Here is a 25,736-nt window from a genome sequence, read left to right as displayed (position 1 = left end):
CATGCCCCACGACCACGATCACCTCTCGCCTTCCGGCCACCCCTACCGGCAGGACAACGACGCCCCCCTCACCTATTTCCAGCGCATGGAAATCGCCGTGCGCGAACTCCTGATCGAAAAGGGTCACCTCACTCCGGCCGAGATTGCCACGCAAATCGATACGATGGATGCGCGCTCCCCGGCCAACGGCGCCGCCGTGGTGGCCCGCGCCTGGACCGATCCGGCCTTTAAGGCGCGGCTCATGGAAAACGCCGGCGACGCCACGCGCGAAATGGGCTTCGACATCGGCCCGCTGCATCTGGTGGCGGTCGAGAACACCGCCGACACCCACAACATGATCGTCTGCACGCTCTGTTCGTGCTACCCGCGCAACCTCTTGGGCCTGCCGCCCGACTGGTACAAGACCCGCGCCTACCGCTCCCGCGCGGTCCGCGAACCCCGCGCCGTACTGCGCGAATTCGGAGTAGAGCTTCCCGAGACCACGCGCATCCGCGTCCACGACAGCACCGCCGACATGCGCTACATCGTCTTGCCCGCCCGGCCCGTTGGCACCGACCGCATGGACTCGGCCGCGCTGGCCAGACTGGTCACCCGCGACTCCATGATCGGCACCGGCCTGCCCCTCTCGCCTGAAAAGGCTTGAGGCAGACCCGCGCCCGGCGTATCCCCGGCCCATGAGCAGCGAGCCTGAAAAGATCCCCTTCGGCGAACGCCTGACCGGCGCCGCCCTCGTCGCGCCCATCCGCATGGCCCGCCTTTTGCCCTACCGCTGGCGCATCCCCTTCGCGGCCTGGCTGACCACGCGCGTGCTGGCGCCCCTCGCCGGTTATCGCAAGCGCGTGCGCGAAAACCTCGCGCTTGTCCGCCCCGACCTGTCGCAGGCCGAGATAGAGGCGCTGGCCCGCCGCGTGCCCGACAATGCCGGGCGCAACATGATGGAGCTCTACTCACCCGAGTTTCCCGATCACGCCCGCAAGTCCCCGGTGGTCGGCCCCGGCCTTCCGGATGTGCGCGCGGCGCGTGACGCGGGCCGCCCGGTCATCTTCGTCACGGGGCATTTCGGCAGCTTCAACGCCGCGCGCATGGCGATGATGGAACAGGGCTTCAACATGGGCGTCTTCTATCGCCCCATGGCCAACCGGCCCTTCAATGCGCATTACGTCCGCGCCATGGCCGCCCTTTCCGAGCCGATGTTCGAACAAGGGCGCAAGGGCATGATGCAGATGGTCAAGCACCTGCGCTCCGGCGGCGTACTGGCGATCCTGAATGATCTCAACGCCCATGACGGCGTGCCGCTCGATTTCTTCGGCAAGCCCGCGTTGACGTCCCTCGCCACCGCCGAAATGGCGCTGAAATTTGACGCCTTGCTCGTGCCCGTGTGGGGCTTGCGCGACGCCGATGGCATCCACTTCACAATCCACACCGAGACGCCCATCGAACATTCCGACCCTGTCACCATGACGCGCGAATTCAACGCTCGGCTGGAAGCGGCCGTGCGCGACAACATGGAACAATGGTTCTGGATTCACCGCCGCTGGAAAGACGGCACCGGCCCGCTGGCCGATCGCGGCGCCGACTACCTGCGCGAACTAGAAGAGAAAGCGTGATCCAACGGTGCGGCTGCGCCGCGCTCTATTTTCCGTCGAGGGGCCAGCCCCTCGAGCACCCCGGAGTATTGGTCGAACAGCGAAGCCGATCACAGTTTCACTGTTCCCGAAATACTCCCGCCGGAGGCATGAAACTCTTTTCGCTCTCAGGTCCACTTCGCGAGCGGCGGCAAGCTCATCAGCACCGCATCTGCATCATGCCCCGTCGCGAGGCCGAACTTGGTGCCGCGGTCGTAAACAAGGTTGTATTCCGCATAAAGCCCGCGATGCACCAGCTGTGTCTCCTTGTCGGCGTCGCTCCATTCCTGTGCGCGGCGCTTTTCCACCAGCGGTAAGTAGGCTTTCAGGAAGGCCCGGCCGATATCCTGCGTCAGGGCGAAATCCACCTCCCAGTCGCCGGTATTGCGATCATCCATGAAAATGCCGCCCACGCCACGTGCCCGGTGGCGGTGCGGGATATAGAAATACTCGTCCGCCCAGGCCTTCAGCGCCGGGTAGATCTCTTCCCCATGCGGATCCAGATGCGCCTTCTGCTGGTCGTGGAAATGGGCGGTGTCCTCGTCATACTCGATGCAGGGGTTCAGGTCCGATCCGCCCCCAAACCACCATGCATGCGGCGTCCAGAACATCCGCGTGTTCATGTGCACTGCTGGCACGTGCGGGTTCTGCATATGCGCCACCAAGCTGATTCCGCTCGCCCAGAAGCTGGGGTCGTCCTCCATCCCCGGCACGCCCCGCGCCGCCATCGCCTTTTGCGCCTGCTCTCCCAGCTGGCCGAACACTTCCGAGACGTTCACGCCCACCTTCTCGAACACGCGTCCGCCGCGCATCACGCTCATCAACCCGCCGCCCGCGTCCGAGCCATCGTCGCTGGTGCGCTTGGTGGGCTTCACCTCGAACCGCCCCGGCGCCGCGTCCGACAGCGGACCGCTCACATGGCTGTCTTCCAGCGCTTCGAAGGCCGCGACGATCTCGTCGCGCAACTGGTGAAACCACGACGCCGCGCGGGATTTCTGTTCGTTCATGTCTGTCATGGTGCTTCCTTCAGCGAGGCCGCCCTTGCGGGCGGACGAGCGGAGTTTATTAGTGCGCGGGCGCCGACACCGGGTCAAGCAGCGACCGGCCGCCATCCACCGTCATGATCTGCCCGGTCATGAAGCTCGACCCGTCGCATGATAGGTACTGCACCGCTTCCGCCATCTCGTTCGGCGCCGCGATCCGCCCCAATGGCGTATGGGCCTCGATATCTTCGCGAAAGTCCTTGTTGTCGCGCAGCGTGTCCTTCAACGACGCGCTCATGACCGATCCGAACGCAATCGCGTTCACCCGGATGCGGTGCGGCGCCAGCGCCACCGCCAGGCTGCGGGTCATCTGATCCATCGCCGCCGACGCGATGGAATAGCCCAGCAGGTCGGGATGAGTCCGCCGCCCGGCAATGGACGACAGGTTCACGATCGAGCCTACCGGGCCTTCCTCCTGTCCTTCCGCCTGCTTGATCATCCGTTTCGCCACCAGCTGGCTCAGCCGCAGCGCCGTCATCAGATTCTGGTTCAGCAATTGCTCCACCGCGTCGTCGTCGGGGTTCAGCGGGTCCGACGGTAGCAATTGCCGCCACGCGTTCACCAGAACATCCACATCATCATATGCGTCGATCGTCGCCGACAACAGGTTCGCCAGCGTCAGCTTTTCCCGCAGATCCCCCGCGAACCAGCGCTTGCTCGCGCCATCCTCGTTCTCGCCAAGCTCGTGCTTCAGCTGCTTTTCGTTCATGTCGGCGAACATCACGTTCGCCCCCTTGTCGACGAAATGCCGCCCGATGGCGAGGCCTACGCCGCTCGCCGCGCCGGTTACGATGACCGTCTTTCCCTGTATCGAAAAGGACATGGCTCGATCTCTCCCTGATGGCCCGTCGGCCCTGTCTAGCGCAACTCAGCCGCGGGTGCGAGCCGGTCTTGCCGCCTGCACGATCTTGAACCGGTTGTCGCCGCCGATCTCGCGCACATCGGCAAACGTCGCCGAAAGATCGCCCTCATAGGGCAGGTGCCGGTTTGCGACCATGAACAGCTGCCCACGCGGGCTCAGCATCCGCGCCGCAGCCCGGATGAAGGCGCGTCCAAGACCCGGGTCGCTCGACCGTCCGATATGAAACGGCGGGTTCATCACCACCGCATCCACCGGCCCCGGCGCAGCCCAGTTCAGCGCGTCGGCCCAGTGAAACGCGGCGCGTGCGTCGCTCACGTTCTGGCGCGCACAGTCCAGCGCGACATGATCCGCCTCGACAAGGTGCAGCGCCTGCACGCTTTCGCGGCGCAGCACGTGATGCGCCAGGTACCCCCAGCCCGCGCCCAGATCGACCACCTGCGCGCCCAATTTCTCGGGCAGGGCCTCGGCCAAAAGGCGCGAGGCCGGATCCACCCCGTCCGCCGAGAAAACGCCCGGCGCGGTGACGAAGGTTTTGCCGGTATCCTCCACCGTCATGTGCTCCGCCAGCGCCCAGTCGGAAAAATCCGCCCCCGCCTCGATGGTGAACAGCTTGCCATGCGCCTTCGACAGCGGCGCCGACACCTTCGCCCGACCCCGGCAGGCTTTCAGGATCGATTCGACCCCGTCCGTCTTGGCCCCGTCGACCACCACGATCCCGTCGCTGACACTTGCGGCCTCTGCAATCAGCCCCTGGCACAGCGCCTTGGCCCGCGTGGCAAAAACCAGCGCCGCGCCGTACCGGCCCTCGGGCGCCAGCACACAGTCCCAGCCGGCCGCCTGAAACGCCTCCCAGTCGGGCCGGAACCGGGTGATGATCTGCGTGCGGTCCTTGGGCAGCGCCGACAGGTCCGCCCCGGTGCGCGGCGCGAACACGGCCACCCGCGCGCCCTCGGGCCACGCGACAGTGCCATCTTCCACGGCCAGCGACAGGCGCGATGCCGTGCTCACCCTATTCTTTTTCCATGGTGCATTGCAGCGGATGCTGGTGGCGCCGGGCGAAATCCATCACCTGCCCCACCTTGGTTTCCGCGATCTCGTGGCTGAACACGCCGACCACCGCGACACCCTTCTTGTGCACGGTCAGCATGATCTCGAACGCCTGCGCGTGGTTCATGCCGAAAAACCGCTCCAGCACCGCCACGACGAATTCCATCGGGGTGTAATCGTCGTTCAGCAGCAACACCTTGTAAAGCGGCGGCCGCTTGGTCTTGGGCTTGGTATCGACGACCACGGCGGCATCGCCGTCGCCGTCATCGTCCTTGCCCGACATGATCACCTGATGCTGCATCGATCCTCGGTTGCGCGTGTGGCGTTTCGTGAGCGTTTTATATAACTTCCCGGTTGCGTCTGAAAAGGGGGCGCATCCGGGACAAGGGTCGCAATGTCGCAAAATCTCACGACAATCGCATTCGATGCCGATGACACGCTCTGGCACAACGAACGGTTCTTCAAGCTGACCCAGGACAGATTCGCCGATCTCCTGCGCGATTACGTCGACGGGCACCACCTGGCCGAGCATCTTCTGGCCGCCGAAAAGCGCAACCTCGGGCATTACGGATTCGGCATCAAGGGCTTCACCCTGTCGATGATCGAAACCGCCATAGACGTCACCGACGGTCGAGTTCCCGCCTCCGTGATCTCCGAACTGATCGCGGCGGGGCGCGAGATGCTGGAACACCCCATCGAGCTTCTGCCCCACGCCCGCGATGCGGTCGAGGCGGTGGCGGGCACCCACCGCGTGCTGCTCGTCACCAAAGGCGACCTTCTGGACCAGGAGCGCAAGCTGGCCCAGTCCGGTCTGGGCGATCTATTCGACGCGGTCGAGATCGTCTCGGACAAGACGCCCGAGGTCTACACCCGCATCTTCGACCGCCACGGCGACGGCGCGTCTCACGCGCTGATGGCCGGCAATTCCCTGCGCTCGGACGTGAACCCGGTCATCACCGCCGGCGGCTGGGGCGTGCACGTCCCCCACGATCTCACTTGGGGATACGAGGTGGACGACGCGCCCGAAGACGCCACGCGGTTCCGAAAAGTGAAGGATTTGGGAGAGTTGCCTGCGCTGGTAGAAGAGATCGGCTGACAACCGCGGGACATTAGTTCCTGATAAACCGCATATGTAGGGTGGGTTTCAAACCCACCACGCCCCAAAGCTACTCCAGAACGGCCGCCGCCTCGATCAGCCCCGCACCGCCCTTGTTCTGCAACAGCACCGCCACCAGTGCATCGCCCCCGGCCTCGGCTTCGACGCGCAAGGGCACGGTCCCGTCCCATTCGCCCAAGCTTAGCATCTCGGTCACCACGTTAGCATAGCTGATCGTCCGGCCCGCGTTCTCGCCGCGCTTGATATGCACGGTGCTTTCGGGCCTGTAGCGCACCAGTTGCACCGTAAGAGGTCCGTCCAACTCTTTCAGGCTTTCCGCCTCCACCACGACCGTCTCGCCCTGCCGCGTCAGGTCCAGGTGCACCGTGCGCGGCAGCCGCCGATGCCGGTCGATCACGTCCACCACGTCCATCGCCCGGTTGCCCACAACGTCATCGGCCCCGTTGACCACCATCTGCGGGGTATAGACCACCCGCCGGTCCGCCGCCTTGGCATAGGCCCGCTGGCGCTTGGTATGCGCAGGGCTGGCGAAACTGTCCTTCCAGCCGATGTAGTCCCAGTAATCCACGTGCAGCGACAGCGCGATCACGCCCTCATGCCCCGCCAGCTTGTGCAGGAACTTGTCCGCCGCCGGGCAGGACGAACAGCCCTGGCTGGTGAACAACTCCACCACCACGGGGCGGTCCGCCTCCTGCGCCATCGCTGGCGCCGAGAAAAACAGCACAACAGCCGCAAGCCCCGTGATCAGTCCGCTGAATTTCATGCCTGGCGCTCTACCTGTTTGTTCGTGACGTCGCTTCTGATTATTCACCACGGCATGAAACTGCCAATCAAGGTTTCGAGAGAGTCGCGTGAAAACTGTAACATTCATCAATTGTGTGCAATAGTATACAATTATTGCCATCGCCCTCTTGAACGACTCTCCGGATTGGGTCAGAAGCAAGCCAGACAATCCTGCCTTCATACGTGAAAGGATATCCAACAATGCCCATTACAGTCGGCCACGACTCCTCCAAGACCCGCAAGACGCTCAAAGTCGGCGACACCTCCGTCGCCTACTATTCCATCGCCGCCGCCGAAGAGGCGGGCCTTGGCGATTTCTCCAAGCTGCCCGCCGCGCTCAAGGTGGTGCTGGAAAACATGCTGCGCTTCGAGGACGGCAAGACCGTCACCACCGATGACATCAAGGCCTTCTCGGACTGGGCCAAGGATGGTGGCAAGGGCACCAAGGAACTGGCCTATCGCCCCGCCCGCGTGCTGATGCAGGACTTCACCGGCGTGCCCGCCGTGGTGGACCTCGCCGCGATGCGCGACGGGATCAAGGAACTGGGCGGCGACGCGCAGAAGATCAACCCGCTGAACCCCGTCGACCTGGTGATCGACCACTCGGTCATGATCGACGAATTCGGCAACCCCCGCGCCTTCCAAATGAACGTCGACCGTGAATACGAGCGGAACATGGAACGCTACCAGTTCCTCAAGTGGGGTCAGGGCGCCTTCAACAACTTCCGCGTTGTGCCGCCGGGCACCGGCATCTGCCACCAGGTGAACCTGGAATACCTCGCGCAGACCGTCTGGACCGACGAGGACCAGAACGGCGAAACCGTCGCCTATCCCGACACGCTGGTGGGCACCGACAGCCACACCACCATGGTCAACGGGGCAGCCGTCCTCGGCTGGGGCGTCGGCGGGATCGAGGCAGAGGCCGCCATGCTGGGCCAGCCCATCTCGATGCTCATCCCCGAGGTCGTCGGCTTCGAGCTTTCCGGCAAAATGGTCGAAGGCACCACCGGCACCGACCTCGTGCTGAAGGTCGTGGAAATGCTGCGCGAGAAAGGCGTCGTCGGCAAATTCGTCGAATTCTACGGCGACGGCCTCGACACCCTGCCGCTGGCCGACCGCGCCACCATCGCCAACATGGCCCCCGAATACGGCGCCACCTGCGGCTTCTTCCCGATCGACGACGAAACCCTGCGCTACCTGCGCCAGACGGGCCGCGACGAGGATCGCATCGCGCTGGTCGAAACCTACGCCAAGGAAAACGGCTTCTGGCGCGGATCGGATTACAACCCGGTCTACACCGACACGCTGCATCTCGACATGGGCACTATCGTGCCCGCCATCTCGGGCCCCAAACGTCCGCAGGACTACATCGCGCTCGACAAGGCCGCAAAGGCGTTCCACGACTATGTGCGCGGCATCCGCGAAGGCAAGGATGCCGGCCCCGACACCGAGGCCCGCTGGGAGGCCGAGGGCGGCGCCCCCGAACCGCGCGACATCCCCGGCAACGAAGGCCACCACAAGAAGGGCTGGTACACCGACGAGGCGGGCCACAAGCACCAGCTGCATGACGGCTCGGTGGTGATCGCCTCGATCACGTCCTGCACCAACACCTCCAACCCCTACGTGATGATCGGCGCCGGTCTCGTGGCCCGCAAGGCGCACGAGCTTGGCCTGACGCGCAAGCCGTGGGTCAAAACCTCGCTCGCGCCCGGCTCGCAGGTGGTGTCGCACTATCTGGAGGCGGCCGAGCTTCAGGACGATCTCGACGCTATCGGCTTCAACCTCGTGGGCTATGGCTGCACCACCTGCATCGGCAACTCCGGCCCGCTGGACGAACCGATCTCGAAATGCATCAACGACAGCGACCTGATCGGCGTCTCGGTGCTCTCGGGCAACCGCAACTTCGAGGGCCGCATTTCGCCGGACGTGCGCGCCAACTACCTCGCCTCGCCACCGCTGGTGGTGGCCTACGCGCTGGTGGGCGACATGAACGTCGACATCGCCAACGACCCGCTGGGCCAGGACAAGAACGGCAACGACGTCTACCTCAAGGACATCTGGCCGTCGCAAAGCGAAATCGCCGAGCTGGTCGAGAAAACCGTCACGCGCGAGGCGTTCCAGTCCAAGTACGCCGACGTCTTCAAGGGCGACGAGAAATGGCAGCAGGTCGAGACCTCCGACGCCGAAACCTACGACTGGCCGCCGCAATCGACCTACGTCCAGAACCCGCCCTACTTCCAGGGCATGAGCAAGAACCCCGGCACGATCTCGAATATCGAGGGGGCCCGCGTTCTGGCGCTTCTGGGCGACATGGTCACGACCGACCACATCTCGCCGGCGGGGTCCTTCAAGGAAACCACGCCCGCCGGGCAGTACCTGCGCGAACGCCAGGTTCCTGTGCGCGAGTTCAACTCCTACGGCTCACGGCGCGGCAACCACGAGGTGATGATGCGCGGCACCTTCGCCAACATCCGCATCAAGAACGAGATGCTGGACGGCGTCGAAGGCGGCTACACCAAGGGCCCCGACGGCGAACAGACCTCGATCTATGACGCCGCAATGGCCTACCAGGATCAGGGCACGCCGCTGGTGATCTTCGGCGGCGAGCAATACGGCGCAGGCTCCAGCCGCGACTGGGCCGCCAAGGGCACCGCGCTTCTGGGCGTGAAGGCCGTCATCGCCGAGAATTTCGAGCGCATCCACCGCTCGAACCTCGTCGGCATGGGCGTGATCCCGTTCGAATTCACCGGCGGCGACACCCGCAAGACGCTGGAGCTGACCGGCGAGGAAGAGGTCTCGATCCACGGGCTCGACGACATCAAGCCGCAGGCCGAGGTGCCCTGCACGATCACCTATAAGGACGGCACTACGAAAGAGATCACCCTCAAGTGCCGGATCGATACGGCGATCGAGATCGAATATGTCGAACACGGCGGCGTGCTGCACTACGTGCTGCGCAACCTCGCGCAGGAACCGATGGCAGCCGAGTAAAGAACACCGGTCACCACAAACAAAGGGCGGGGTTTTTTCCCCGCCCTTTTTTGGTTTCACGTCGAAACCCGCCAAGGCTGTTCTCCACCAAGGCACAGTGTCAGTCGCACGATCACCCATACACCACCGGCTGAGGATCGGGCTGTTTCACTGCCGCGCCGCGAACCGGTTGGATCTCCTCACTTGGCGCGCCGATACGCTCGCCATGTTCACGGATCGCGTCGGGGCTCTCGGCCTCGTAGAAACAGACCGAGCCGATACGCCCGTCCGCTTCGGTCACGGCATAGCTGCGGATCCAGCGCAGCCGGCCGGCCATCGCCTCGCCGGCTTCAACGGATTTCACGTTTGTCGCCGCAAGCTCCTCTTCGTTGGACCAGATGCCGCGGCGGCGGATCATGTAGAGTTCCATGTCGTACCTCCTTCGCTGTAACTGCTCCCCCAAGCGTCGCATCTCACGGCCGCCCGACGCACCAAGCGATCCCGCCAAACACCAAGGGCGATCGTGCCAATTTCCTGATACCGGGTGGATTTCGCGCCGGATTCGCGAAACCATGGTTCCAAGCGGGAGGTCACATGGCTCGAAGCCGCGACAAGCTGCATGTTGTCGTCGTGCTCGTCAACGAAGGGCACGCGTCCACCGCCGTCAGTCCGATTGAAATCTTCTCGTCGGCCGGCACCATGTTCGAAGAACTGCGCGGCAAAGATCCCGATCCCAGATTCCGTGTCACGACCGCCTCGATCGACGGGCGCTCGATCGAAACCGCCCACGGCCTGCGGATCACACCCGATTGCGCCATCGACGAAACCGGCCCCGCGGACCTTGTGATCGCGTCCGCCTCGGGCCCCGTGCCATCGGAATGGATGGCCCGTCACGCCGCGCTCGTCCCATGGCTGATCGAGCGCTACGACGATGGTTGCCTGGTTGCGGGCGTCTGTTCCGGCGTCGCGTTCCTGGCCGAGGCCGGTCTGCTCGATGGCCGGCGCGCGACGACATACTGGGGTGTCGCCGATGCATTCCGGGCGCGCTACCCTGCCGTCGACTGGCGCACCGACCTCCTGATCACTGAGGACGCCGGCATCTTCTGTGGCGGCGGCGTCAACGCCGCCGCCGATCTCAGCCTCTACCTGGTCGAGCGCTTATGCGGTCATCGTGTTGCGGTCGAGTGTTCACGCGCGTTGCTGCTCGACATGCCGCGCCAAGACCAGACGGGATATGCCATCCTGCCACTTGCCCGCCCCCACGGGGACGACCGGATCCGCATGATCGAGGACCACCTGAGCGCCAACTTCCAACGCGACGTCTCGGTCGAAGAGCTCGCGGAACGGGCGGGCATGAGCCGGCGCACCCTGATGCGCCGTTTCAAGGCGGCCACGAATGTTAGGCCCGGAACGTACCATCAGATGCTGCGGATCGCAGCGTCTCGCCGGATGCTCGAAGAAGGCGCCGCCTCGATTCAACAGGTCAGCACAGCAGTCGGCTATGAAGACGCGGCCTTTTTCCGCCGCGTCTTCAAGCGACATTGCGGCATGACACCGGCCGCCTATCGCGATCGCTTTGGGACCAGGGTCTTATAACACCAGGGTCACTGCGCCGTAGGGGCGAAAAGCATCCCTGACACAGCGTATTCTGTCTGCGGGTGCGGGCGATCACGCACCCTCCCCTTGCCGACACCCCCCACGGCCCGTATCTATGTCTCAGCACCCCTCAAACCCCGGGAGAGACAGATGTTCAAAGGACTAGGCCAGCTTGGCGACATGAGCAAAATGATGAAGGCCGCGCAGGAAATGCAGACCAAGATGGCCGACCTGCAGGAAGAGATGCACAACATCACCGTCACCGGCGAATCCGGCGCCGGTCTCGTCAAGGCCGTCTGCTCCGCCAAGGGCGAGCTCAAAAGCCTCGACATCGACCCCTCGATCTTCAACTCCGACGACAAGGAAGTGGTCGAGGACCTGATCCTCGCCGCCATCAAGGACGCCCAGGCCAAGGCCAACGAAAAGGCGCAGGAAGAGATGAGCAAGCTGACCGAGGGCATGGGCCTGCCCGAAGGTATGAAGCTGCCGTTCTGACGGTGAGACGCCGCGCCATCGCGACCCTCCTGCTGTGCTACCTCGGCCTGCCCGCCACGGCACAGGCATGGGCTACGCGCGACCTCTGTCTGATCGACACCCCCCGGATCCATGCAGAGGTCCTGACGCCCGACCTGATGAAGGATATCCGCGCGATTGCCGAAACCATACCCAACGGCACTGGGCGCTACTGGCGCATCACGTCGCCGTCGGGCGCGGCCTCGCATCTCTGGGGCACGATGCACCTCAACATCCCCGCCATCCTGCGCCTTCCCGAAGCGGTCGAGCAGGACATCGCCGCCGCGCGCGTCATCGCCACGGAAGTCGACTTTAACGCGCTCAGCCGCGCGGAACTCGAAAGCCGCTACAATTATCAAACCTACTATCACGAAGAGGCCAGGGTGACCGACTGGGATCTCCCGCTCTCCATGATAAACGCGGTCGGCGAACGTCTGTCCGCGCTCGGCTGGGGCGGGCAGGCGGTCTTTACGCTCAAACCCGCCGCCATCGCCGAGCTTCTGCTGTCCCCGCCCTGCAACGATTTCAATGCCGGCATCTACCCGATCCAGGACCACCGCATAAGCCTTCTCGGCGCGCTTGCCGGGGCCGCCACGATCGGGCTGGAAGCCCCCGGCGCGTTTTTCGACAGATTGGACTCGTCGGATGAAGCCGCGCTGACCACCGCGCTCATCGCCGTCTCCGCCGTCTATCTTGCGCCCGACTTCACCCGCGACGCGTATTCCACGTCCCTCGCGCTTTACCTTCAGGGCCGCATCGCCGACATGATGGCGTGGGAACGAATCCATTTCGACGACACCTACCCCGACGGGCTGGGTCTGGGCTGGCTCGACACGTCCGATGCCTACATCCTGTCCGACCGCAACCGCGGCTTTCTCGACACCGCCAGGTCCGAGCTTGCCAAAGGCGGTGTGTTCATCGCCGTCGGCGCCTATCACCTGCCGGGCGACACCGGCCTGATTGAATTGCTGCGCCGCGACGGCTTCACCGTCACCCGCGTCGCCCTGCCGGACGAGGCCACGCCATGAACTCCACCCGCGACATCGACGCCCTGATCGAGATGATGGCCAAGCTGCCAGGCCTCGGCCCGCGCTCGGCCCGCCGCGCGGTACTGCACATGATCCGCAAGCGCGAACTGCTGCTGTCGCCGCTTGCGGACCTGATGGGCCAGGTCGCCCTGACGGCGCGCGAGTGCGTGATCTGCGGCAATGTCGGCACCACCGAGACCTGCGACATCTGCCTGTCGGAGAAACGCGCCAACGGCATGCTCTGCGTGGTCGAGGACGTGGCCGACCTCTGGGCGATGGAGCGCGCGGGCGTCTTCAAGGGCCGCTACCACGTGCTTGGCGGCACGCTCTCGGCGCTCGACCAGGTCGGCCCCGAGCAGCTTCGCATCCCCAAGCTGGTGAACCGCATCGAGACGGAGAATATCACCGAGGTCATCCTCGCCCTCGGCGCCACCGTCGACGGCCAGACCACCGCGCATTACATCGCCGATCAACTCGAGGACCGCGTCACCCTCACCTCGCTGGCGCAGGGCGTCCCCGTCGGCGGCGAACTCGACTATCTCGACGACGGCACCATCACCGCCGCCCTCAACGCCCGCAAAGCCGTGTAGCGCCCGAACTCCGCCAGCCCGTCGGGGCAGACATCGCGCGCGCTCGCTGCTATTCTGCGCTGCGCCGCGACAGCGGAAAAGGGGACGGCAAATGGAAGACGCCGACATTTTCGCACAGCAGGAGCTTGGCAAGACGATCCGCAACGGCGTCCGCCCGGCCCTCCTATTGGTCGATTTCGTGAACGGCTTTCTAGATCCCGACATCTTCGGTGGCGGCAACACGCTCGAGGCGGCGCAGGCCAGCGTCAGGGTTCTCGCCGCCTTCCGCCAGCGCGATCTGCCCGTCGTTTTCACCCGGATCGTCTATGCCGAGGACGGATCGGATACCGGCGTCTGGTGCGAAAAGGCCCCGCGCCTGGCCGAACTGACGGAGAGCAACCCGGCCAGCCATGTCGCCGACATCCTCGCAACCCGCCCGGGCGAGCTTGTGATCGCGAAGACCCAGCCCTCGGCCTTCTTCGACACCCCCCTCGCCGCCGCCGTGCGCCACCGGGGCGTGGACAGCCTGGTCGTGGTCGGCGCCACCACCAGCGGCTGCGTCCGGGCCACGGTGGTCGACGCGATCAGCGCCAATTTCCGACCCACGGTCCTTTCGGATTGCGTGGGCGACCGGGCGCATGGCCCGCACGAGGCCAGCCTCTTCGACATGCACCAAAAATACGCCAACGTGATCCCGTCCGCCGACCTGCCGCAGCTGCGCCCGCCTCAGGCGTCGGCCAGCTGGTAATGCACGATCCGCCGGGACTCCACCAATTCGGCCTCCGCCGGATCGATATGCGCGCTCCGATAATCCTCGCCGACAAAAGCCTTCAACGACTCTAGACTGTCCCACACCATCACGAAGGCAAACTCCCGCGGCGTCCCCGCATGGGGCGCACCGGGCAGAACCTGCACAATGCCCTTCGTCCCCTTCATCAGCGGAATCGCCGTTTCGTGAAAGAACGTGGCGAACTCCGCTTCCTTGCCCGGCCGCGTCGTCACCTGGAATATTCGCATGATCATGCCAGCATCCTCCCCGTTTCATGCACCCCGCCTCCAACGGGCGAAGATGATCTAGTATACCACGTCCGCCTCGCCCTCGCCCTGCCCCCCCGGCGCACGAAAAAACCGCGCCCGTTCCCGGACGCGGTTTCAATCTCTCTGCCTGTCCGGCAGACGTTACGACTTGTCGTCGTCCTCGTCATTCTCACCATCGTCATCGGGCAGATTGAAGAAGCTGTCGGCGTCGTATTCCTTTTCCTTCTCCTCCTCGCCGGCGGTCTCTTCCCCGCCCAGGCTGAAGGTCTCCAGCCCCTCGATCGCCGTAGGCATCCGCGGCTCGGCATCCGAATCGAGGCTCTGTTCGGTCGACAAGAGCTTGCGGCGCTCATCATCGTCCATCGGCTGGCCTTCCTTGGCCTTCTTCGCGGCGGCCTTCTGTACGGCGGCGTCCAACTCGGTCTGCTTGCACAGGCCCAGTGCGACGGGGTCGATCGGCTGCATGTTCGAGATGTTCCAGTGCGTGCGCTCGCGAATCGTCTGGATCGTCGGCTTGGTGGTGCCCACCAGCTTGGCAATCTGCGCATCGGCCAGCTCGGGATGGAACTTCACCAGCCACAGGATCGCGTTCGGCCGGTCCTGCCGCTTCGACAGGGGCGTATAACGCGGCCCGCGGCGCTTTTCCTCGCCCACGGCAGCGGCATTGTATTTCAGCTTCAGCTTGTGCAGCGGGTCCTTCTCGGCCTTGTCGATATCCTCCTGCGTCAGCTGGTTGTTGGCGACGGGGTCGAACCCCTTCACCCCGGCGGCCACGTCGCCATCGGCGATCCCCTGGATCTCCAACTCGTGCATCCCGACGAAATCGGCAATCTGCTTGAAGCTGATCGTGGTATTGTCCACCAGCCAGACGGCGGTGGCCTTGGCCATCAACGGTTTCGACATTTCTCAAAGGCTCCTTCACGCATATCTTTCCCCTCGCCTGAAACGGCGGTCCCGGGGGCCGGGACGGGTTCTCGTTGTCGGGGAACTTGGCGGCTATATAGTAGCCCCGAACACAAAAAGAAAGAGTGAACATGCGCGCGCTTTTCGCCCTGCTTTTCTCCGCCACCACGGCATTGGCCGACACCGATCGCCCCGGCGAATTCGACTATTACGTCCTCAGCCTCAGCTGGTCGCCCACCTGGTGCGCACTTGAAGGCGACGACCGCGCCTCTCCCCAATGCGACGCGTCGCGCGATCACGGCTGGGTGCTGCACGGGCTCTGGCCGCAATACCACCGCGGCTGGCCCGAACACTGCCAGTCCCCCGAACGCCCGCCGTCCCGAGCCATGACAAGTGACATGGCCGATATCATGGGCACGTCCGGGCTTGCGTGGTACCAATGGAAGAAACACGGCACCTGCTCGGGCCTTTCCGCCCCCGCCTATTACGCCCTGTCACGAGAGGCCTACGGCCGCATCACCCGTCCCGAGGTCTTCCGCAAACTGAAAGACCCGGTCAAGCTCCCGGCCTCCGTGGTCGAAGAGGCCTTTCTCAAGGCCAACCCCACGCTCGAGCCCGACGACATCACCATCACCTGCCGCGCGGGCCGCATCCAGGAGGCCCGAATCTGTCTCAACCGCGACCTCGCCCCAGTCCCCTGTGGCCGCGACGTCGTCCGCGACTGCACGCTGGATGATGCGCTGTTCGATCCGATTCGGTAAGCTGGCCGGGACGCCCTTGGCGAACTTTCCTGCCGTTCGAACATGTGGCCGCGCATCGACGGGCCGCGGGGCGGCGATCCGACAATCGTTCTGAAGCACTTTATCTCTGCAAATTCCAAAAAAAGATCCGCGCGACGCGCTCACGACAACCAAATCGCCGGGCCGTTGGGGCGGCCCGTCGATGCGCGGCGGCGCGGCAAGCCGCGCCTTGATTCCGCGCAAGGCTCCTACTTCAGAACAGGGCTACACCGTCTGAGGCGTTGGCACTTAAATCCCACCTGCAAAAAGACCCCGCGCCCACAAGCTCAAAACACCCGCAGCACCAGCACCACCGCCGCCACCGGCACCAGCAGCACGTGCAGCACCATGTCGAACCAGTTGCTGCTGCCCCAGCCCATCACCCAGGCCACCTGCCCCAGAACGACCACCGCCGCCAGATACCAATTCCCCGTCACCAGCGCATATACACACACCGCCAGCACCATCCCCGCCACCGGCCCCGGCGCATAGCCATACCGATACACATCCACCGGGATCACCCCGAAGGCGCACGCCAGGAACGCGACGTAGGCGCACAGGAACACCGCGATCTCCACGCCCGAAAACCCCGGCACCTCAATCCCCCAAGACACCGCGACATGCCGTAACGCCAGCGCCGGCAACATAATCCCGAACGGCGCCAACACCGCCACCGCGCCATTCACCGCCACCGTGTCACGCCACAAAACGCCGATCAGAACAGCGGCCACCATCGCCAGCCCGGCAGCCAGCGACGACGACAGCATCAGTCCGCTCAGCGCAAACACCACCCAGCCCAGCACCACCGCCACGCCTAGCGTCGCACCCAGCCCACTCATTGCGCCGCCACCCACGCACCATTCAGCACATGCGCCCGAAGCCCCGTCTTGTTGCCCACCGAGTAAGCCAGCGCGATCTCACCCCCCTCCAACAGCCGCAACATCGGATACCTTGCCCCCGCCCCGTTCGGTTCAAGCTCTTGCAAGACCCGCCAACTGTCCCCTTCATCCTCTGACAACAGCAGCCGCAACCGGTCGCCCCCACTTGGGTCGTCATTCGCCGCCATCAGGATGCGTCCACCGCCCAGCGGCAGCGCCGCCACCGGCGCGCTCGGGTTCGGCATGTCCGAGCGCACCACTTCAGACCACGTTTCACCACCGTCCTCGGTATGGCTCACCAGCAGCTTCCCCGACGGCGCGAAATCCCGCAGCCACGCCACCGCGCGGTTCTCCCCCAAGGGCACGATCATTGGCTGGATCGGCTGGCCCGCCCCGGTCATCCGCGCCGTATCCCGCACCCGTCCACCCGGCCCGAACCGCACCAAGGCTCCATGCGCCGCTCCCATCTCGAAATAGGCGGGCAAGCCCGTGCTCCCGTCGGCAAACTGCACCATCGGCGACTTCACCAGGTGCGAGCGGTTCAGAAACGGCGACAGGTTCAGCTTCCGCGCCGCCACCGGCCCGCCCGCCCCCATCTTCACATCGGCAACAGACGCCATAGCCCAGCCCCCCACCGACACCACCGTCGCGAACACATGACCCTGCGCCGCCTCGTTCTGCACCGTATTGCCCAGCGTCACCACCAACTGCGGCGGCTCCATTGCTTCGCCCAAAGCCTGCCGGGTGATCCGCACATCCCGCCCCGCCGCCTGCCAGCCCTCCGGCCCGTGCCGGAACGCGGCACCGTGAATGTCCACATCCGCCTGCGCCTCCTGCGAGCCTTCGAACCACAGCACGTCAAAGCCGCCCTCGGTCACAACCACCGACGCCGAATGCGCCTGTCCCTCATCGACATCGTATTCAAAAACAGTCTCAAAAACAGGAACACCGTCGATCGGCACCGCCCCCGGCACGGCAAAACGCCACACCGGCGGCACGTCCCGCGCAATGGCCCAGGCGCTCACGCCCACGCTCACCACCATCAGGCAAAGGATCATCACCTGCGCCATGCCCACCGCCTCAGCTTGCCTCGTCCCGGAACCCCGTCACCCGATCCGTCGTATCAGCCCACCCGAAAAAAGCAACAAACGGCGCCCCATCGCACCGCCACCTAGCCCCTTGGAGCAACTCTTTTCCTCTGGCTGAAAATATCCCCGCCGGAGGCTCCGACAGATGCCACCGTGCGCACCAATAGCCTATGTCACGTAGGGTGGGTGATAACCCACCTTGGGTGGGCAATAACCCACTGCCGCCTCTACCGTGTCCAGCGCCCCGGCAACCCGCCGGTCCGCCCCGGCGCGGGCTTGCGGATCTTCGAGAACACCGACAACGGCCCCGCCATCAGCCCGCTCACCACGCGGTTCTCCCGCGCCTTCGCCTTGACCTTCTCGATCCGCATCACGTCCTCGATCCGCCGGTCCAGGAACTCCCACGTGCGCGCGTGCCCCTCGCTCTCATCGCCCAGCCAATACAGCACCGTCGACGAATAGACCCCCGAGAGGGTCGCCCGCTTCGTATACCAGTTCACGTCGTCCGAAGTATCGCCCAGCGCCTCCCAGATCTTGTCACAGGTGCCCCAGACGGCCTTTGCCCCGTCCACCGCGTGATGCGGCAACGCAAACAGCGTCACGCCCCGGCGCACCAGTTCCTTGTCCTCGACTGCCTCCAGCCGATAGCGCACGGCGGCCGCGACCCGCGCGCTGTACCGCATCTGGCTCAGGTCCTCCTGTTCCATCCGCTCCAGCATGGCCGCGTCGCCTTCGGCGTGAAAGGCCAGCGCCAGATCCACCGCGCCCCGCGGGCACGCGGCCCGCGCCACGCCCATCGAAACACCGGCATCCTCCACCGCGGCGCGGAACGTGGCCTCGGTCCATCCGTCAAAGGCCACATGCGGTTTCGCCGCTTCCAAAAGCTGCGTTTTCACGTCGGGATCACTCATTCCGGGGCTCCTTTTCGTGCTGGTCTGTGTCGCCATCCTGTCGCTAGACAAACTAGAACGGCTTTGCTATACGGCCACTTCCTGCAACTTATGCAACTTTAACCTAGAAAGGTGGTGACAACCACATGCAGGTCAGTGTTCGCGACAACAATGTCGATCAGGCGCTTCGTGCCCTGAAAAAGAAACTGCAGCGTGAGGGCGTTTTTCGTGAAATGAAGCTTCGGCAACATTTCGAGAAACCGTCCGAGAAAAAAGCGCGCGAAAAGGCCGAGGCTATCCGCCGCGCCCGCAAGCTCGCACGCAAGAAGGCCCAGCGCGAAGGTCTCCTGTAAGACCGCCGCAATGGCCACACGCATTGTCAAGACGACCCCCGGGCACCCGCTTCGGGGGTTTGTCTTTATTTCGGGGGGGGGCACTCCCCCGTTTTGGAATCAGCCGCCCGCGCCTATATGATGGCGCAACACGAACCCGTTGAGATCTAGCCGATGACCGATTCTGCGCCCATCACCCAGGATGTCCTGACCATCCCCCGCAAGCTGCCCGAGGGGCCGATCAACCTTGTCGGCCTCACCCGCGACGCCCTGCGCGACACCCTGATCGCCCACGGCACCCCTCAAAAGCAGGCCAAGATGCGCGTCAATCAGATCTGGCAATGGATCTACCAGTGGGGCGTGCGCGATTTCGCCGCCATGACCAACCTCTCCAAGGCCTACCGCGCCGAACTGGCCGAGAAGTTCGTCATCCAACTGCCCGAGATCGTCGACCGCCAGATCAGCGCCGATGGCACCCGCAAGTACCTTGTCCGAATCGCCGGCGGGCACGAGGTGGAAACCGTCTATATCCCCGAGGAAGACCGCGGCACGCTCTGCATCTCCAGCCAGGTCGGCTGCACCCTCACCTGCTCCTTCTGCCACACCGGCACGCAAAAACTGGTGCGCAACCTGACCGCCGGTGAGATCATCGGCCAGGTCATGCTGGCCCGCGACGATCTGGATGAATGGCCCAAGCCCGGCGTCGGCATGGGCACCGACGGCCCGCGCCTGCTGTCGAACATCGTGCTGATGGGCATGGGCGAGCCGCTCTACAATTTCGAAAACGTCCGCGACGCGATGAAAATTGCCATGGACGGCGAAGGCATCGCGCTCTCGCGCCGCCGCATCACGCTGTCCACCTCCGGCATCGTGCCAGAGATTCACAAAACGGCCGAGGAGATTGGCTGCATGCTCGCCGTCAGCTTCCACGCCACCACCGACGAGGTGCGCGACAAGCTGGTGCCGATCAACCGCAAGTGGAACATCGCCGCGCTACTCGAGGCCCTCCGCGCCTATCCCAAGGCCAGCAATTCCGAGCGGATCACCTTCGAGTACGTCATGCTCAAGGACGTCAATGACAGTGATGCGGACGCCCGCCGCCTGATCAACCTGATCAAGGGCATCCCGGCCAAGATCAACCTCATCCCGTTCAACGAATGGCCCGGCGCCCCGCACCAGCGCTCCGACTGGGACCGGATCGAGAAATTCGCCGATATCATCTACAAGGCCGGCTACGCCTCGCCCATCCGCACCCCGCGGGGCGAGGACATCATGGCCGCCTGCGGCCAGCTCAAATCCGCCACCGAGCGTCAACGCAAATCGCGCCGCGAAATCGAAGCCGAGGCGGGACTGTGAAAATTCACGTAATCCCGGGCTTGACCCGGGATCGCGGCACCTCTTAAACCCCCGGACCAAGCCGGGGGACCCTTTGATTCATTTCCCCCCGCCGCCCGCCATCCCGCCCTTTTTCATCCACACCGCATCAACTGGAATACCCGATGGCTTCCGACACCGAACTGCTTCTCTGCCCCGTCAACCTGCGCCACCTCGAAACCCACACCCGCGCCTATGAAGAGGCTGTCGCAATGGCCAAGCGCCGCGGTGCCAAGCTGATCGTCGCCACCGTCGCGCCCGAGATCGAACGCAACCTCAACATCTACGACTCCGAGGTCTACTGGTCGCAGCAACTGGCGAAATTCATCAAGGACAACCCCGCCGACGGGGTCGAGGTCGAAACCGTCGTGCGAAAGGGCGCGGTCCACCGTCAGATCGTCAAGCTGGCGGACGAGCGCAAGGTCGATGTGATCGTCATGGACTCGGCCAACCCCAAAGTGCAGGACTACCTTCTCGGCACCACGGCCAGCCACGTGGTCACCCACGCCAACTGCTCGGTCTACGTCGTGCGCGGCTGATCGCACTCACAGCCTGACGCCGAACCAAGGCGAAGGTTGCTGTCAGGGGTGACAGTGCTAGGTGTCTCGCAAACCGAAGACCAGCACTGGACGACCGATGTTTCTTTTGACCCGTATCCTGTTCGTGGCCGCGCTCGGCCTGTTTTTCCTCACGCCGGCCAGCGCGCAAGAGGCCAACGTACCCTCCGCCGAGGCGCAGCAGCTCATTGATCTGCTCGAAAACCCCGAGGCCCGCGACGCTTTGATCCAGTCGTTGCGCGGTGCTGCCGAAACCACGGGAAACGAAATCGTCGAACCCGAGGAAGACACCTCCATCGGTCGCCAGCTGGCGGATTTCACCAAGTCCTTCTTCGAGACCGCCGCCACCTCCATCGGCTCCGCCCTCAGCGCGGTCATCGCCCTGCCGACCACGCTCATGGCGCTGGAAGGCGGGCAACTCGACGTGCTGTGGGAGGCGCTTCAGGCGCTCGCCGTGGTCATCGTCGTCACCGTCGGCGCCTATCTCCTGCTGCGCGCCGGCGCGAAACTGATCTATCGCCGCATGGGCGACAAGGCCCATGACTGGGGCTTCGTGCGCACTCTTGCGGTCGTCGCGGCCACCACGCTCATCGACATCCTCGTGGTCCTCGCAGCCTGGGGCCTCGGCTATCTCGTCGCGCTCTATCTCTACGGCGAAACCGGTGTCATCGGCGTGCGCCAGACGCTCTATCTCAACGCCTTCCTGCTTGTCGGGCTGGCCAAGGTGGCGCTCCGCGCGGTCCTCGCGCCAACAACCCACGAACTGCGTTTCATCGCCATCTCCGACGTCGCCGCCCGCCGCATGTCGTCGTGGTTCGGCGGCATCGCCTCGGTGATCGGCTATGGCCAGCTCCTGATCGTCCCCATCGTGAACCGGCAGGCCTCCTATGCCGCCGGGCGGGGCATCTCGACCCTTCTGGCCTTCATCGCCATCGGCATGGCCGCCATCCTGGTGGTGCGCTCGCGCAAGGACGTCGCCGGCTGGATCCTCGGCCCCACCCCCGAAGAGCGGCCCAGCGCGCTGCGCTTTATCGGGCGCAACTGGTACATTCCCGTGCTGCTGTATCTCGCCGGCCTCGCCGTCATAGTGGCCGCGCGCCCCGATGGCCTCATCCTGCCCTTGCTGCTGAACTCCGCCGAAGTGATCGGCATCATCATCCTCGGGGTGTTGATCTCGGGCGGGCTGTCACGCTTTGCGGTGCGCGGGATGCACATGCCGATGAATGTCAGCAGCCGGATGCCCACGCTCGAACCGCGGATCAACTCGCTGCTTGGCCGCGTGATCCAGGTCGTGCGCGTCTTCATCGTGATCGGCGTGCTGGCCTTCGCGCTCGACGCCATCGGCCTGTGGGACATTTCCGGCTTCATGCGCAGTGAGTTCGGCACCTGGGCCGCCGGCGCCATCGTCAGCATCGCGTTCATCCTGCTCGCCGGCGCGATCCTATGGCTGGCGCTGGTGTCCTGGGTCGACTACCGCCTGAACTCGGAAATCGGCTCCGCCCCCACCTCGCGCGAGATCACGCTGCTGACGCTCTTGCGCAACGCCGCGACCATCGCGCTCATGGTCATCATCCTGATGTTCGTGCTGGCCGAACTTGGCGTCGACATCGCCCCGCTCATCGCCTCCGCCGGTGTGCTGGGTCTGGCCATCGGTTTCGGCGCACAGAAGATGGTGCAGGACATCATCACCGGCATCTTCATCCAGTTCGAGAACGCCATCAACGTGGGCGATGTGGTCACGCTGGGCGGGACCACCGGCACGGTCGAGAAGCTGACCATTCGCTCGGTCACCCTGCGCGACCTGCACGCGGTGGTCCATGTCATACCGTTCTCGTCCGTGGATATGGTGTCGAACTACGTGCGGGACTATTCCTACTTCGTCGCCGACGTGGGTATCGCCTACCGCGAGAACGTCAACGACGGCAAGGATGCCATGGTCGACGCCTTCGAAGAGTTGCGGGCCAGCGAGGAAGGCGAGAACATCACCGGCGATCTGGAATGGTTCGGCGTGCAGTCGCTGGGCGACAGCGCCGTGGTCCTGCGCGCCCGGATCAAGACCGTGCCGGGCACGCAATGGGCCACCGGTCGCGCCTATAACGAGATCTGCAAACGGATCATGGACGAGCGCGGCATCGAAATTCCCTTCCCGCACCAGACCATCTATTTCGGCGAGGACAAGGACGGCACCGCAACCCACCTGCGCCTTGACCGCAACGCGGACGACGCCAAAACGATCGAGGGGTCCAGCCAGCCTCCGGCGAAGGACACGAAGAAAACCAAGGACCCCCATCTCGACATGGAAGACGACGCCGACGCCTGACGGGGGCGGCATTTTCTGCACAGAAAATGTCCCGGAAAATGCGCATTTTCCGGGCGCGGAATTTTCGATAGTTCCGCGCCCCACCGCACGGTCTGTTCATTCAGCCCGCCGGACCACGGCACCGTCGCGATACCGATGGTAATACCGACGTTATACAGACGGAGTTTTCGGCGTATCCAGCGCCATTAACCCTTGCGCCCACAATGTGCAGAAATCTTTTTCGTGACACATTTCGGGACGATTGTCGCCACGCGCCACCACTATCCCGGTTTCATCAACCTATTTGTGGAAGGGTAGGAAACGATGGGACTTGAAACCAAAAACGACATCCGTGATTTCGTCATTCGCGAACGCCAACGCTGCGTCTCTGACCGGGAATGGAAGTTCCGGCTGCGCGGTTACGGCTTTGCCATTCGCGACACCGAGCAGGGCCGCATGGTCACCTCGCTGATCGGTCGCGGCGATCTCTGCACGCTGGGTGCTGGCGCCTGATAACGCCGTTACAGGGTTGAATTTCCGCGCCGCACGGTATTCGCTGTGGCAAAGCGGAAAGGACACCCATGACATCCTATCTCGGCGTGATCGGCGGCTCCGGCCTCTACCAGATCGACGGCCTGCAACACTCTGAATGGGTTACGGTGGACACCCCCTGGGGCGCGCCCTCCGACCAGATCCTGACAGGTATGCTGGGCGACACCTACATGGCCTTTCTGCCCCGCCATGGGCGCGGCCACGTGCATTCGCCCTCGACGGTGCCTTACCGCGCCAATATCGACGCGCTGAAACGCATCGGCGCGACCGACATCATCAGCGTCTCCGCCTGCGGCTCGTTCCGCGAAGAGATGGCGCCGGGCGATTTTGTCGTTGTGGATCAATTCATTGACCGCACCTTCGCCCGCGAAAAATCATTCTTCGGCCAAGGCTGCGTCGCTCATGTCAGCGTTGCGCATCCGACCTGTCCGCGGCTAGGGTCCGCCTGCGCCGAAGCCGCCCGCGCGGCCGGTGTGACCGTCCATGACAGCGGCACCTACCTCGCCATGGAAGGCCCCCAGTTCAGCACGCTGGCGGAATCGAAAATGTACCGCGACAGCTGGGGCGCCGACGTCATCGGCATGACCAACATGCCCGAGGCCAAACTCGCCCGCGAGGCCGAGCTTTGCTACGCCTCCGTCGCCATGATCACCGATTACGACAGCTGGCACCCCGACCACGGAGAGGTCGACGTCACGCAGATCATCGCCACCCTTCTGGGCAACGCCGACAAGGCCCGCGACATGGTCGCCCGCCTGCCCGGCCTGCTGGGATCGGAAGACCGTGACGCCTGCCCTCATGGCTGCGACCGCGCGCTCGAACACGCAATCCTCACCGCGCCCGAGGCCCGCGATCCCGCCCTCGTCGCGCGCCTGAACGCCGTCGCCGCCCGTGTCCTTTAGAAAGGTTTAACCCGATGCCCCTAGACCTCTGGCTGACCTTCGTCGCGGCGACCATTGCTTTGCTGCTGATTCCCGGCCCGACCGTTCTGCTGGTCTTGTCCTACGCGCTCAGCCAGGGAAAACGCGTCGCTGTCGCCAGCGCCACCGGCGTCGCGCTTGGCGATTTCATCGCGATGACCGCGTCCCTTCTGGGCCTCGGTGCGCTCGTTCTGGCCTCGGCCACGCTGTTTACGGTGCTGAAATGGATCGGCGCGGCGTATCTCGTCTATCTCGGGGTCAAGCTGTTGCGCAGCCCGCCCAGCACCGGGTTGAATCACACGACCACCGGCGCGAAACCCGCGCAGGGCGTCTTCTGGCACGCCGCCGCCGTCACCGCGCTGAACCCCAAGTCGATCGCGTTCTTCATCGCCTTCGTTCCGCAATTCGTCAGCGTCGACAGGGCCTTGGCCCAACAATTCGCAATACTGATCGCCACCTTCGTGGGCCTCGCCTGGCTCAACGCGCTGGCCTATGCCCTGCTGGCGGACCGCCTGCGCCAGACCATCGGGCGGCCCTCGGTCATCACCTGGCTCACACGCGGCGGCGGCGCGGCGCTGGTGGGCATGGGCGCCATGACAGCCGCCCTGCGCCGGGCCTAACTGTTCTTCTTGATGAATTTCCGGATGAACCCGCGGATTTCCCGCGCCGCGCTGGTGTCCATCTCCTTGCACAGCTCGATGAACGTGTCGCGGTCGTCCTTGTTCAGCCGCAGGATCAGCTGGCTGTCTTTCTTCCCGGCTTTCTTGTCGTCACTCTTGGCCACGCGAGCTCCTGATTTGCGTTTTCCGTCACCGGCGTCGCAAGGTATATACAAAGCATATGCAGCCTTGGCAAACCCTCTTGCAAATCAATTCCTTGGCCGTCAATACCCCGCCGATCCCAGCCAAACCTTGCGATTTTGCGCCAGTTGCGCCAAACGCAAAGGCGGACAGGCCCAACCGGAGACACCGCC

The 25,736-nt window shown here is 64.4% G+C and carries 29 protein-coding genes; 17 read left to right on the top strand and 12 right to left on the bottom strand.

The window, feature by feature from the left end:
• Position 1: 1 nt before the first annotated feature.
• Positions 2 to 643, top strand: coding sequence for a nitrile hydratase subunit alpha (gene nthA, locus FIU86_RS02500; RefSeq protein ID WP_152473638.1), 642 nt, complete (start codon positions 2 to 4; stop codon positions 641 to 643).
• A 31-nt stretch (positions 644 to 674) separates the two neighbouring features.
• Positions 675 to 1,607: a lysophospholipid acyltransferase family protein gene (locus FIU86_RS02495; protein WP_152473637.1), complete on the top strand. Its 933-nt coding sequence runs from the start codon at positions 675 to 677 to the stop codon at positions 1,605 to 1,607.
• Positions 1,608 to 1,753: 146 nt separating this feature from the next.
• Here FIU86_RS02495 and hemF read toward each other — a convergent pair whose 3' ends face one another.
• From hemF to clpS, 4 genes are read right to left on the bottom strand one after another with little or no spacing between them, the layout of a single operon-like run.
• Complete coding sequence (gene hemF / locus FIU86_RS02490) at positions 1,754 to 2,641, bottom strand: oxygen-dependent coproporphyrinogen oxidase (RefSeq protein ID WP_152473636.1); 888 nt, start codon at positions 2,639 to 2,641, stop codon at positions 1,754 to 1,756.
• A gap of 49 nt (positions 2,642 to 2,690) precedes the next feature.
• Entirely contained in the window at positions 2,691 to 3,491 is an 801-nt protein-coding gene (locus FIU86_RS02485) for an SDR family NAD(P)-dependent oxidoreductase (protein ID WP_152473635.1), read from the bottom strand.
• 45 nt (positions 3,492 to 3,536) lie between these two features.
• A complete protein-coding gene (locus FIU86_RS02480) occupies positions 3,537 to 4,538 on the bottom strand; it encodes a class I SAM-dependent methyltransferase (protein WP_152473634.1) in 1,002 nt (333 codons plus the stop codon).
• 1 nt (position 4,539) lies between these two features.
• Positions 4,540 to 4,878, bottom strand: a complete 339-nt coding sequence (gene clpS, locus FIU86_RS02475) for an ATP-dependent Clp protease adapter ClpS (RefSeq protein WP_103763109.1) — start codon at positions 4,876 to 4,878, stop codon at positions 4,540 to 4,542.
• Positions 4,879 to 4,971: 93 nt separating this feature from the next.
• Here clpS and FIU86_RS02470 point away from each other — a divergent pair, with 93 nt between their 5' ends.
• Complete coding sequence (locus FIU86_RS02470; protein WP_152473633.1) at positions 4,972 to 5,673, top strand: HAD family hydrolase; 702 nt, start codon at positions 4,972 to 4,974, stop codon at positions 5,671 to 5,673.
• A gap of 70 nt (positions 5,674 to 5,743) precedes the next feature.
• Here the strand turns inward: FIU86_RS02470 and FIU86_RS02465 are convergent, their stop codons facing one another.
• Positions 5,744 to 6,457 (bottom strand): thioredoxin family protein, encoded by a 714-nt coding sequence (locus tag FIU86_RS02465; protein ID WP_152473632.1) that lies wholly within the window; start codon positions 6,455 to 6,457, stop codon positions 5,744 to 5,746.
• 221 nt (positions 6,458 to 6,678) lie between these two features.
• On the opposite strand from FIU86_RS02465, the gene acnA reads away from it, so the two are divergent.
• Positions 6,679 to 9,468, top strand: a complete 2,790-nt coding sequence (acnA, locus tag FIU86_RS02460) for an aconitate hydratase AcnA (protein ID WP_152473631.1) — start codon at positions 6,679 to 6,681, stop codon at positions 9,466 to 9,468.
• Between the two features lie 112 nt (positions 9,469 to 9,580).
• Here the strand turns inward: acnA and FIU86_RS02455 are convergent, their stop codons facing one another.
• Complete coding sequence (locus tag FIU86_RS02455) at positions 9,581 to 9,877, bottom strand: nickel-binding protein (protein ID WP_152473630.1); 297 nt, start codon at positions 9,875 to 9,877, stop codon at positions 9,581 to 9,583.
• A 164-nt stretch (positions 9,878 to 10,041) separates the two neighbouring features.
• On the opposite strand from FIU86_RS02455, the gene FIU86_RS02450 reads away from it, so the two are divergent.
• The 5 genes from FIU86_RS02450 to FIU86_RS02430 all read left to right on the top strand — a co-directional run bounded on the left by FIU86_RS02450 (position 10,042) and on the right by FIU86_RS02430 (position 13,901).
• On the top strand, positions 10,042 to 11,043 hold the full coding sequence (locus tag FIU86_RS02450) for a GlxA family transcriptional regulator (RefSeq protein WP_152473629.1): 1,002 nt from the start codon (positions 10,042 to 10,044) through the stop codon (positions 11,041 to 11,043).
• Between the two features lie 150 nt (positions 11,044 to 11,193).
• The gene (locus tag FIU86_RS02445; protein WP_152473628.1) at positions 11,194 to 11,538 is read left to right on the top strand and encodes a YbaB/EbfC family nucleoid-associated protein; all 345 of its coding nucleotides are present in this window, start codon (positions 11,194 to 11,196) and stop codon (positions 11,536 to 11,538) included.
• A 2-nt stretch (positions 11,539 to 11,540) separates the two neighbouring features.
• Positions 11,541 to 12,584, top strand: coding sequence for a TraB/GumN family protein (locus tag FIU86_RS02440; RefSeq protein ID WP_152473627.1), 1,044 nt, complete (start codon positions 11,541 to 11,543; stop codon positions 12,582 to 12,584).
• On the top strand, positions 12,581 to 13,174 hold the full coding sequence (gene recR / locus FIU86_RS02435; protein WP_152473626.1) for a recombination mediator RecR: 594 nt from the start codon (positions 12,581 to 12,583) through the stop codon (positions 13,172 to 13,174). Before FIU86_RS02440 ends, recR begins: the two co-directional genes overlap by 4 nt.
• A 91-nt stretch (positions 13,175 to 13,265) precedes the next feature.
• Positions 13,266 to 13,901 carry an isochorismatase family protein gene (locus tag FIU86_RS02430; RefSeq protein ID WP_152473625.1) on the top strand — a complete coding sequence of 212 codons (636 nt, stop codon included), beginning with the start codon at positions 13,266 to 13,268 and terminating at the stop codon, positions 13,899 to 13,901.
• Here the strand turns inward: FIU86_RS02430 and FIU86_RS02425 are convergent.
• The gene (locus FIU86_RS02425; protein ID WP_152473624.1) at positions 13,880 to 14,176 is read right to left on the bottom strand and encodes an antibiotic biosynthesis monooxygenase; all 297 of its coding nucleotides are present in this window, start codon (positions 14,174 to 14,176) and stop codon (positions 13,880 to 13,882) included. The two genes, FIU86_RS02430 and FIU86_RS02425, sit on opposite strands and share 22 nt — an antisense overlap.
• Before the next feature lie 156 nt (positions 14,177 to 14,332).
• A complete protein-coding gene (locus tag FIU86_RS02420; RefSeq protein WP_152473623.1) occupies positions 14,333 to 15,094 on the bottom strand; it encodes a DUF1013 domain-containing protein in 762 nt (253 codons plus the stop codon).
• 131 nt (positions 15,095 to 15,225) lie between these two features.
• Here FIU86_RS02420 and FIU86_RS02415 point away from each other — a divergent pair, with 131 nt between their 5' ends.
• Positions 15,226 to 15,855, top strand: a complete 630-nt coding sequence (locus FIU86_RS02415) for a ribonuclease T2 (RefSeq protein ID WP_152473622.1) — start codon at positions 15,226 to 15,228, stop codon at positions 15,853 to 15,855.
• Between the two features lie 305 nt (positions 15,856 to 16,160).
• Here FIU86_RS02415 and FIU86_RS02410 read toward each other — a convergent pair whose 3' ends face one another.
• The 3 genes from FIU86_RS02410 to FIU86_RS02400 form a co-directional block, all read right to left on the bottom strand.
• Complete coding sequence (locus FIU86_RS02410) at positions 16,161 to 16,712, bottom strand: hypothetical protein (protein WP_152473621.1); 552 nt, start codon at positions 16,710 to 16,712, stop codon at positions 16,161 to 16,163.
• Positions 16,709 to 17,821: an exo-alpha-sialidase gene (locus tag FIU86_RS02405; protein ID WP_152473620.1), complete on the bottom strand. Its 1,113-nt coding sequence runs from the start codon at positions 17,819 to 17,821 to the stop codon at positions 16,709 to 16,711. Before FIU86_RS02405 ends, FIU86_RS02410 begins: the two co-directional genes overlap by 4 nt.
• A 245-nt stretch (positions 17,822 to 18,066) precedes the next feature.
• Complete coding sequence (locus FIU86_RS02400) at positions 18,067 to 18,750, bottom strand: COQ9 family protein (protein WP_152473619.1); 684 nt, start codon at positions 18,748 to 18,750, stop codon at positions 18,067 to 18,069.
• A gap of 125 nt (positions 18,751 to 18,875) precedes the next feature.
• Between FIU86_RS02400 and rpsU the strand changes: the two genes are divergently transcribed.
• The 7 genes from rpsU (at position 18,876) to FIU86_RS02365 (ending at position 25,383) form a co-directional block, all read left to right on the top strand.
• Entirely contained in the window at positions 18,876 to 19,082 is a 207-nt protein-coding gene (gene rpsU, locus FIU86_RS02395; protein WP_007818122.1) for a 30S ribosomal protein S21, read from the top strand.
• Between the two features lie 153 nt (positions 19,083 to 19,235).
• Positions 19,236 to 20,417, top strand: coding sequence for a 23S rRNA (adenine(2503)-C(2))-methyltransferase RlmN (rlmN, locus tag FIU86_RS02390; RefSeq protein ID WP_152473618.1), 1,182 nt, complete (start codon positions 19,236 to 19,238; stop codon positions 20,415 to 20,417).
• A gap of 143 nt (positions 20,418 to 20,560) precedes the next feature.
• Positions 20,561 to 20,974: a universal stress protein gene (locus tag FIU86_RS02385; protein WP_152473617.1), complete on the top strand. Its 414-nt coding sequence runs from the start codon at positions 20,561 to 20,563 to the stop codon at positions 20,972 to 20,974.
• 97 nt (positions 20,975 to 21,071) lie between these two features.
• Complete coding sequence (locus tag FIU86_RS02380; protein ID WP_152473616.1) at positions 21,072 to 23,312, top strand: mechanosensitive ion channel domain-containing protein; 2,241 nt, start codon at positions 21,072 to 21,074, stop codon at positions 23,310 to 23,312.
• A 303-nt stretch (positions 23,313 to 23,615) separates the two neighbouring features.
• On the top strand, positions 23,616 to 23,804 hold the full coding sequence (locus FIU86_RS02375) for a hypothetical protein (protein ID WP_152473615.1): 189 nt from the start codon (positions 23,616 to 23,618) through the stop codon (positions 23,802 to 23,804).
• 68 nt (positions 23,805 to 23,872) lie between these two features.
• On the top strand, positions 23,873 to 24,745 hold the full coding sequence (locus tag FIU86_RS02370; protein WP_152473614.1) for an S-methyl-5'-thioadenosine phosphorylase: 873 nt from the start codon (positions 23,873 to 23,875) through the stop codon (positions 24,743 to 24,745).
• Between the two features lie 14 nt (positions 24,746 to 24,759).
• A complete protein-coding gene (locus tag FIU86_RS02365) occupies positions 24,760 to 25,383 on the top strand; it encodes a LysE family translocator (RefSeq protein ID WP_152473613.1) in 624 nt (207 codons plus the stop codon).
• On the opposite strand, the gene FIU86_RS22490 is transcribed toward FIU86_RS02365, so the two are convergent.
• A complete protein-coding gene (locus FIU86_RS22490) occupies positions 25,380 to 25,547 on the bottom strand; it encodes a hypothetical protein (protein ID WP_172977405.1) in 168 nt (55 codons plus the stop codon). The genes FIU86_RS02365 and FIU86_RS22490 overlap by 4 nt on opposite strands.
• Between the last annotated feature and the right edge of the window lie 189 nt (positions 25,548 to 25,736).

The sequence above is a fragment of the Roseovarius sp. THAF9 genome (genome assembly GCF_009363715.1).
In the GTDB taxonomy this organism is placed as follows: domain Bacteria; phylum Pseudomonadota; class Alphaproteobacteria; order Rhodobacterales; family Rhodobacteraceae; genus Roseovarius.
Note: the sequence above shows the minus strand (reverse complement) of the source record. Positions and strands in the feature narration are given on the sequence as shown.

Excerpts from the sequence above, each read along its gene's own strand:
- nthA (WP_152473638.1), top strand. The coding sequence starts at position 2 with ATGCCCCACGACCACGATCACCTCTCGCCTTCCGGCCACCCCTACCGG.
- FIU86_RS02495 (WP_152473637.1), top strand. The coding sequence starts at position 675 with ATGAGCAGCGAGCCTGAAAAGATCCCCTTCGGCGAACGCCTGACCGGC.
- hemF (WP_152473636.1), bottom strand. The coding sequence starts at position 2,641 with ATGACAGACATGAACGAACAGAAATCCCGCGCGGCGTCGTGGTTTCAC.
- FIU86_RS02485 (WP_152473635.1), bottom strand. The coding sequence starts at position 3,491 with ATGTCCTTTTCGATACAGGGAAAGACGGTCATCGTAACCGGCGCGGCG.
- clpS (WP_103763109.1), bottom strand. The coding sequence starts at position 4,878 with ATGCAGCATCAGGTGATCATGTCGGGCAAGGACGATGACGGCGACGGC.
- FIU86_RS02470 (WP_152473633.1), top strand. The coding sequence starts at position 4,972 with ATGTCGCAAAATCTCACGACAATCGCATTCGATGCCGATGACACGCTC.
- FIU86_RS02465 (WP_152473632.1), bottom strand. The coding sequence starts at position 6,457 with ATGAAATTCAGCGGACTGATCACGGGGCTTGCGGCTGTTGTGCTGTTT.
- acnA (WP_152473631.1), top strand. The coding sequence starts at position 6,679 with ATGCCCATTACAGTCGGCCACGACTCCTCCAAGACCCGCAAGACGCTC.
- FIU86_RS02455 (WP_152473630.1), bottom strand. The coding sequence starts at position 9,877 with ATGGAACTCTACATGATCCGCCGCCGCGGCATCTGGTCCAACGAAGAG.
- FIU86_RS02450 (WP_152473629.1), top strand. The coding sequence starts at position 10,042 with ATGGCTCGAAGCCGCGACAAGCTGCATGTTGTCGTCGTGCTCGTCAAC.
- FIU86_RS02445 (WP_152473628.1), top strand. The coding sequence starts at position 11,194 with ATGTTCAAAGGACTAGGCCAGCTTGGCGACATGAGCAAAATGATGAAG.
- recR (WP_152473626.1), top strand. The coding sequence starts at position 12,581 with ATGAACTCCACCCGCGACATCGACGCCCTGATCGAGATGATGGCCAAG.
- FIU86_RS02430 (WP_152473625.1), top strand. The coding sequence starts at position 13,266 with ATGGAAGACGCCGACATTTTCGCACAGCAGGAGCTTGGCAAGACGATC.
- FIU86_RS02425 (WP_152473624.1), bottom strand. The coding sequence starts at position 14,176 with ATGATCATGCGAATATTCCAGGTGACGACGCGGCCGGGCAAGGAAGCG.
- FIU86_RS02420 (WP_152473623.1), bottom strand. The coding sequence starts at position 15,094 with ATGTCGAAACCGTTGATGGCCAAGGCCACCGCCGTCTGGCTGGTGGAC.
- FIU86_RS02415 (WP_152473622.1), top strand. The coding sequence starts at position 15,226 with ATGCGCGCGCTTTTCGCCCTGCTTTTCTCCGCCACCACGGCATTGGCC.
- FIU86_RS02410 (WP_152473621.1), bottom strand. The coding sequence starts at position 16,712 with ATGAGTGGGCTGGGTGCGACGCTAGGCGTGGCGGTGGTGCTGGGCTGG.
- FIU86_RS02405 (WP_152473620.1), bottom strand. The coding sequence starts at position 17,821 with ATGGCGCAGGTGATGATCCTTTGCCTGATGGTGGTGAGCGTGGGCGTG.
- FIU86_RS02400 (WP_152473619.1), bottom strand. The coding sequence starts at position 18,750 with ATGAGTGATCCCGACGTGAAAACGCAGCTTTTGGAAGCGGCGAAACCG.
- rpsU (WP_007818122.1), top strand. The coding sequence starts at position 18,876 with ATGCAGGTCAGTGTTCGCGACAACAATGTCGATCAGGCGCTTCGTGCC.
- rlmN (WP_152473618.1), top strand. The coding sequence starts at position 19,236 with ATGACCGATTCTGCGCCCATCACCCAGGATGTCCTGACCATCCCCCGC.
- FIU86_RS02385 (WP_152473617.1), top strand. The coding sequence starts at position 20,561 with ATGGCTTCCGACACCGAACTGCTTCTCTGCCCCGTCAACCTGCGCCAC.
- FIU86_RS02380 (WP_152473616.1), top strand. The coding sequence starts at position 21,072 with ATGTTTCTTTTGACCCGTATCCTGTTCGTGGCCGCGCTCGGCCTGTTT.
- FIU86_RS02375 (WP_152473615.1), top strand. The coding sequence starts at position 23,616 with ATGGGACTTGAAACCAAAAACGACATCCGTGATTTCGTCATTCGCGAA.
- FIU86_RS02370 (WP_152473614.1), top strand. The coding sequence starts at position 23,873 with ATGACATCCTATCTCGGCGTGATCGGCGGCTCCGGCCTCTACCAGATC.
- FIU86_RS02365 (WP_152473613.1), top strand. The coding sequence starts at position 24,760 with ATGCCCCTAGACCTCTGGCTGACCTTCGTCGCGGCGACCATTGCTTTG.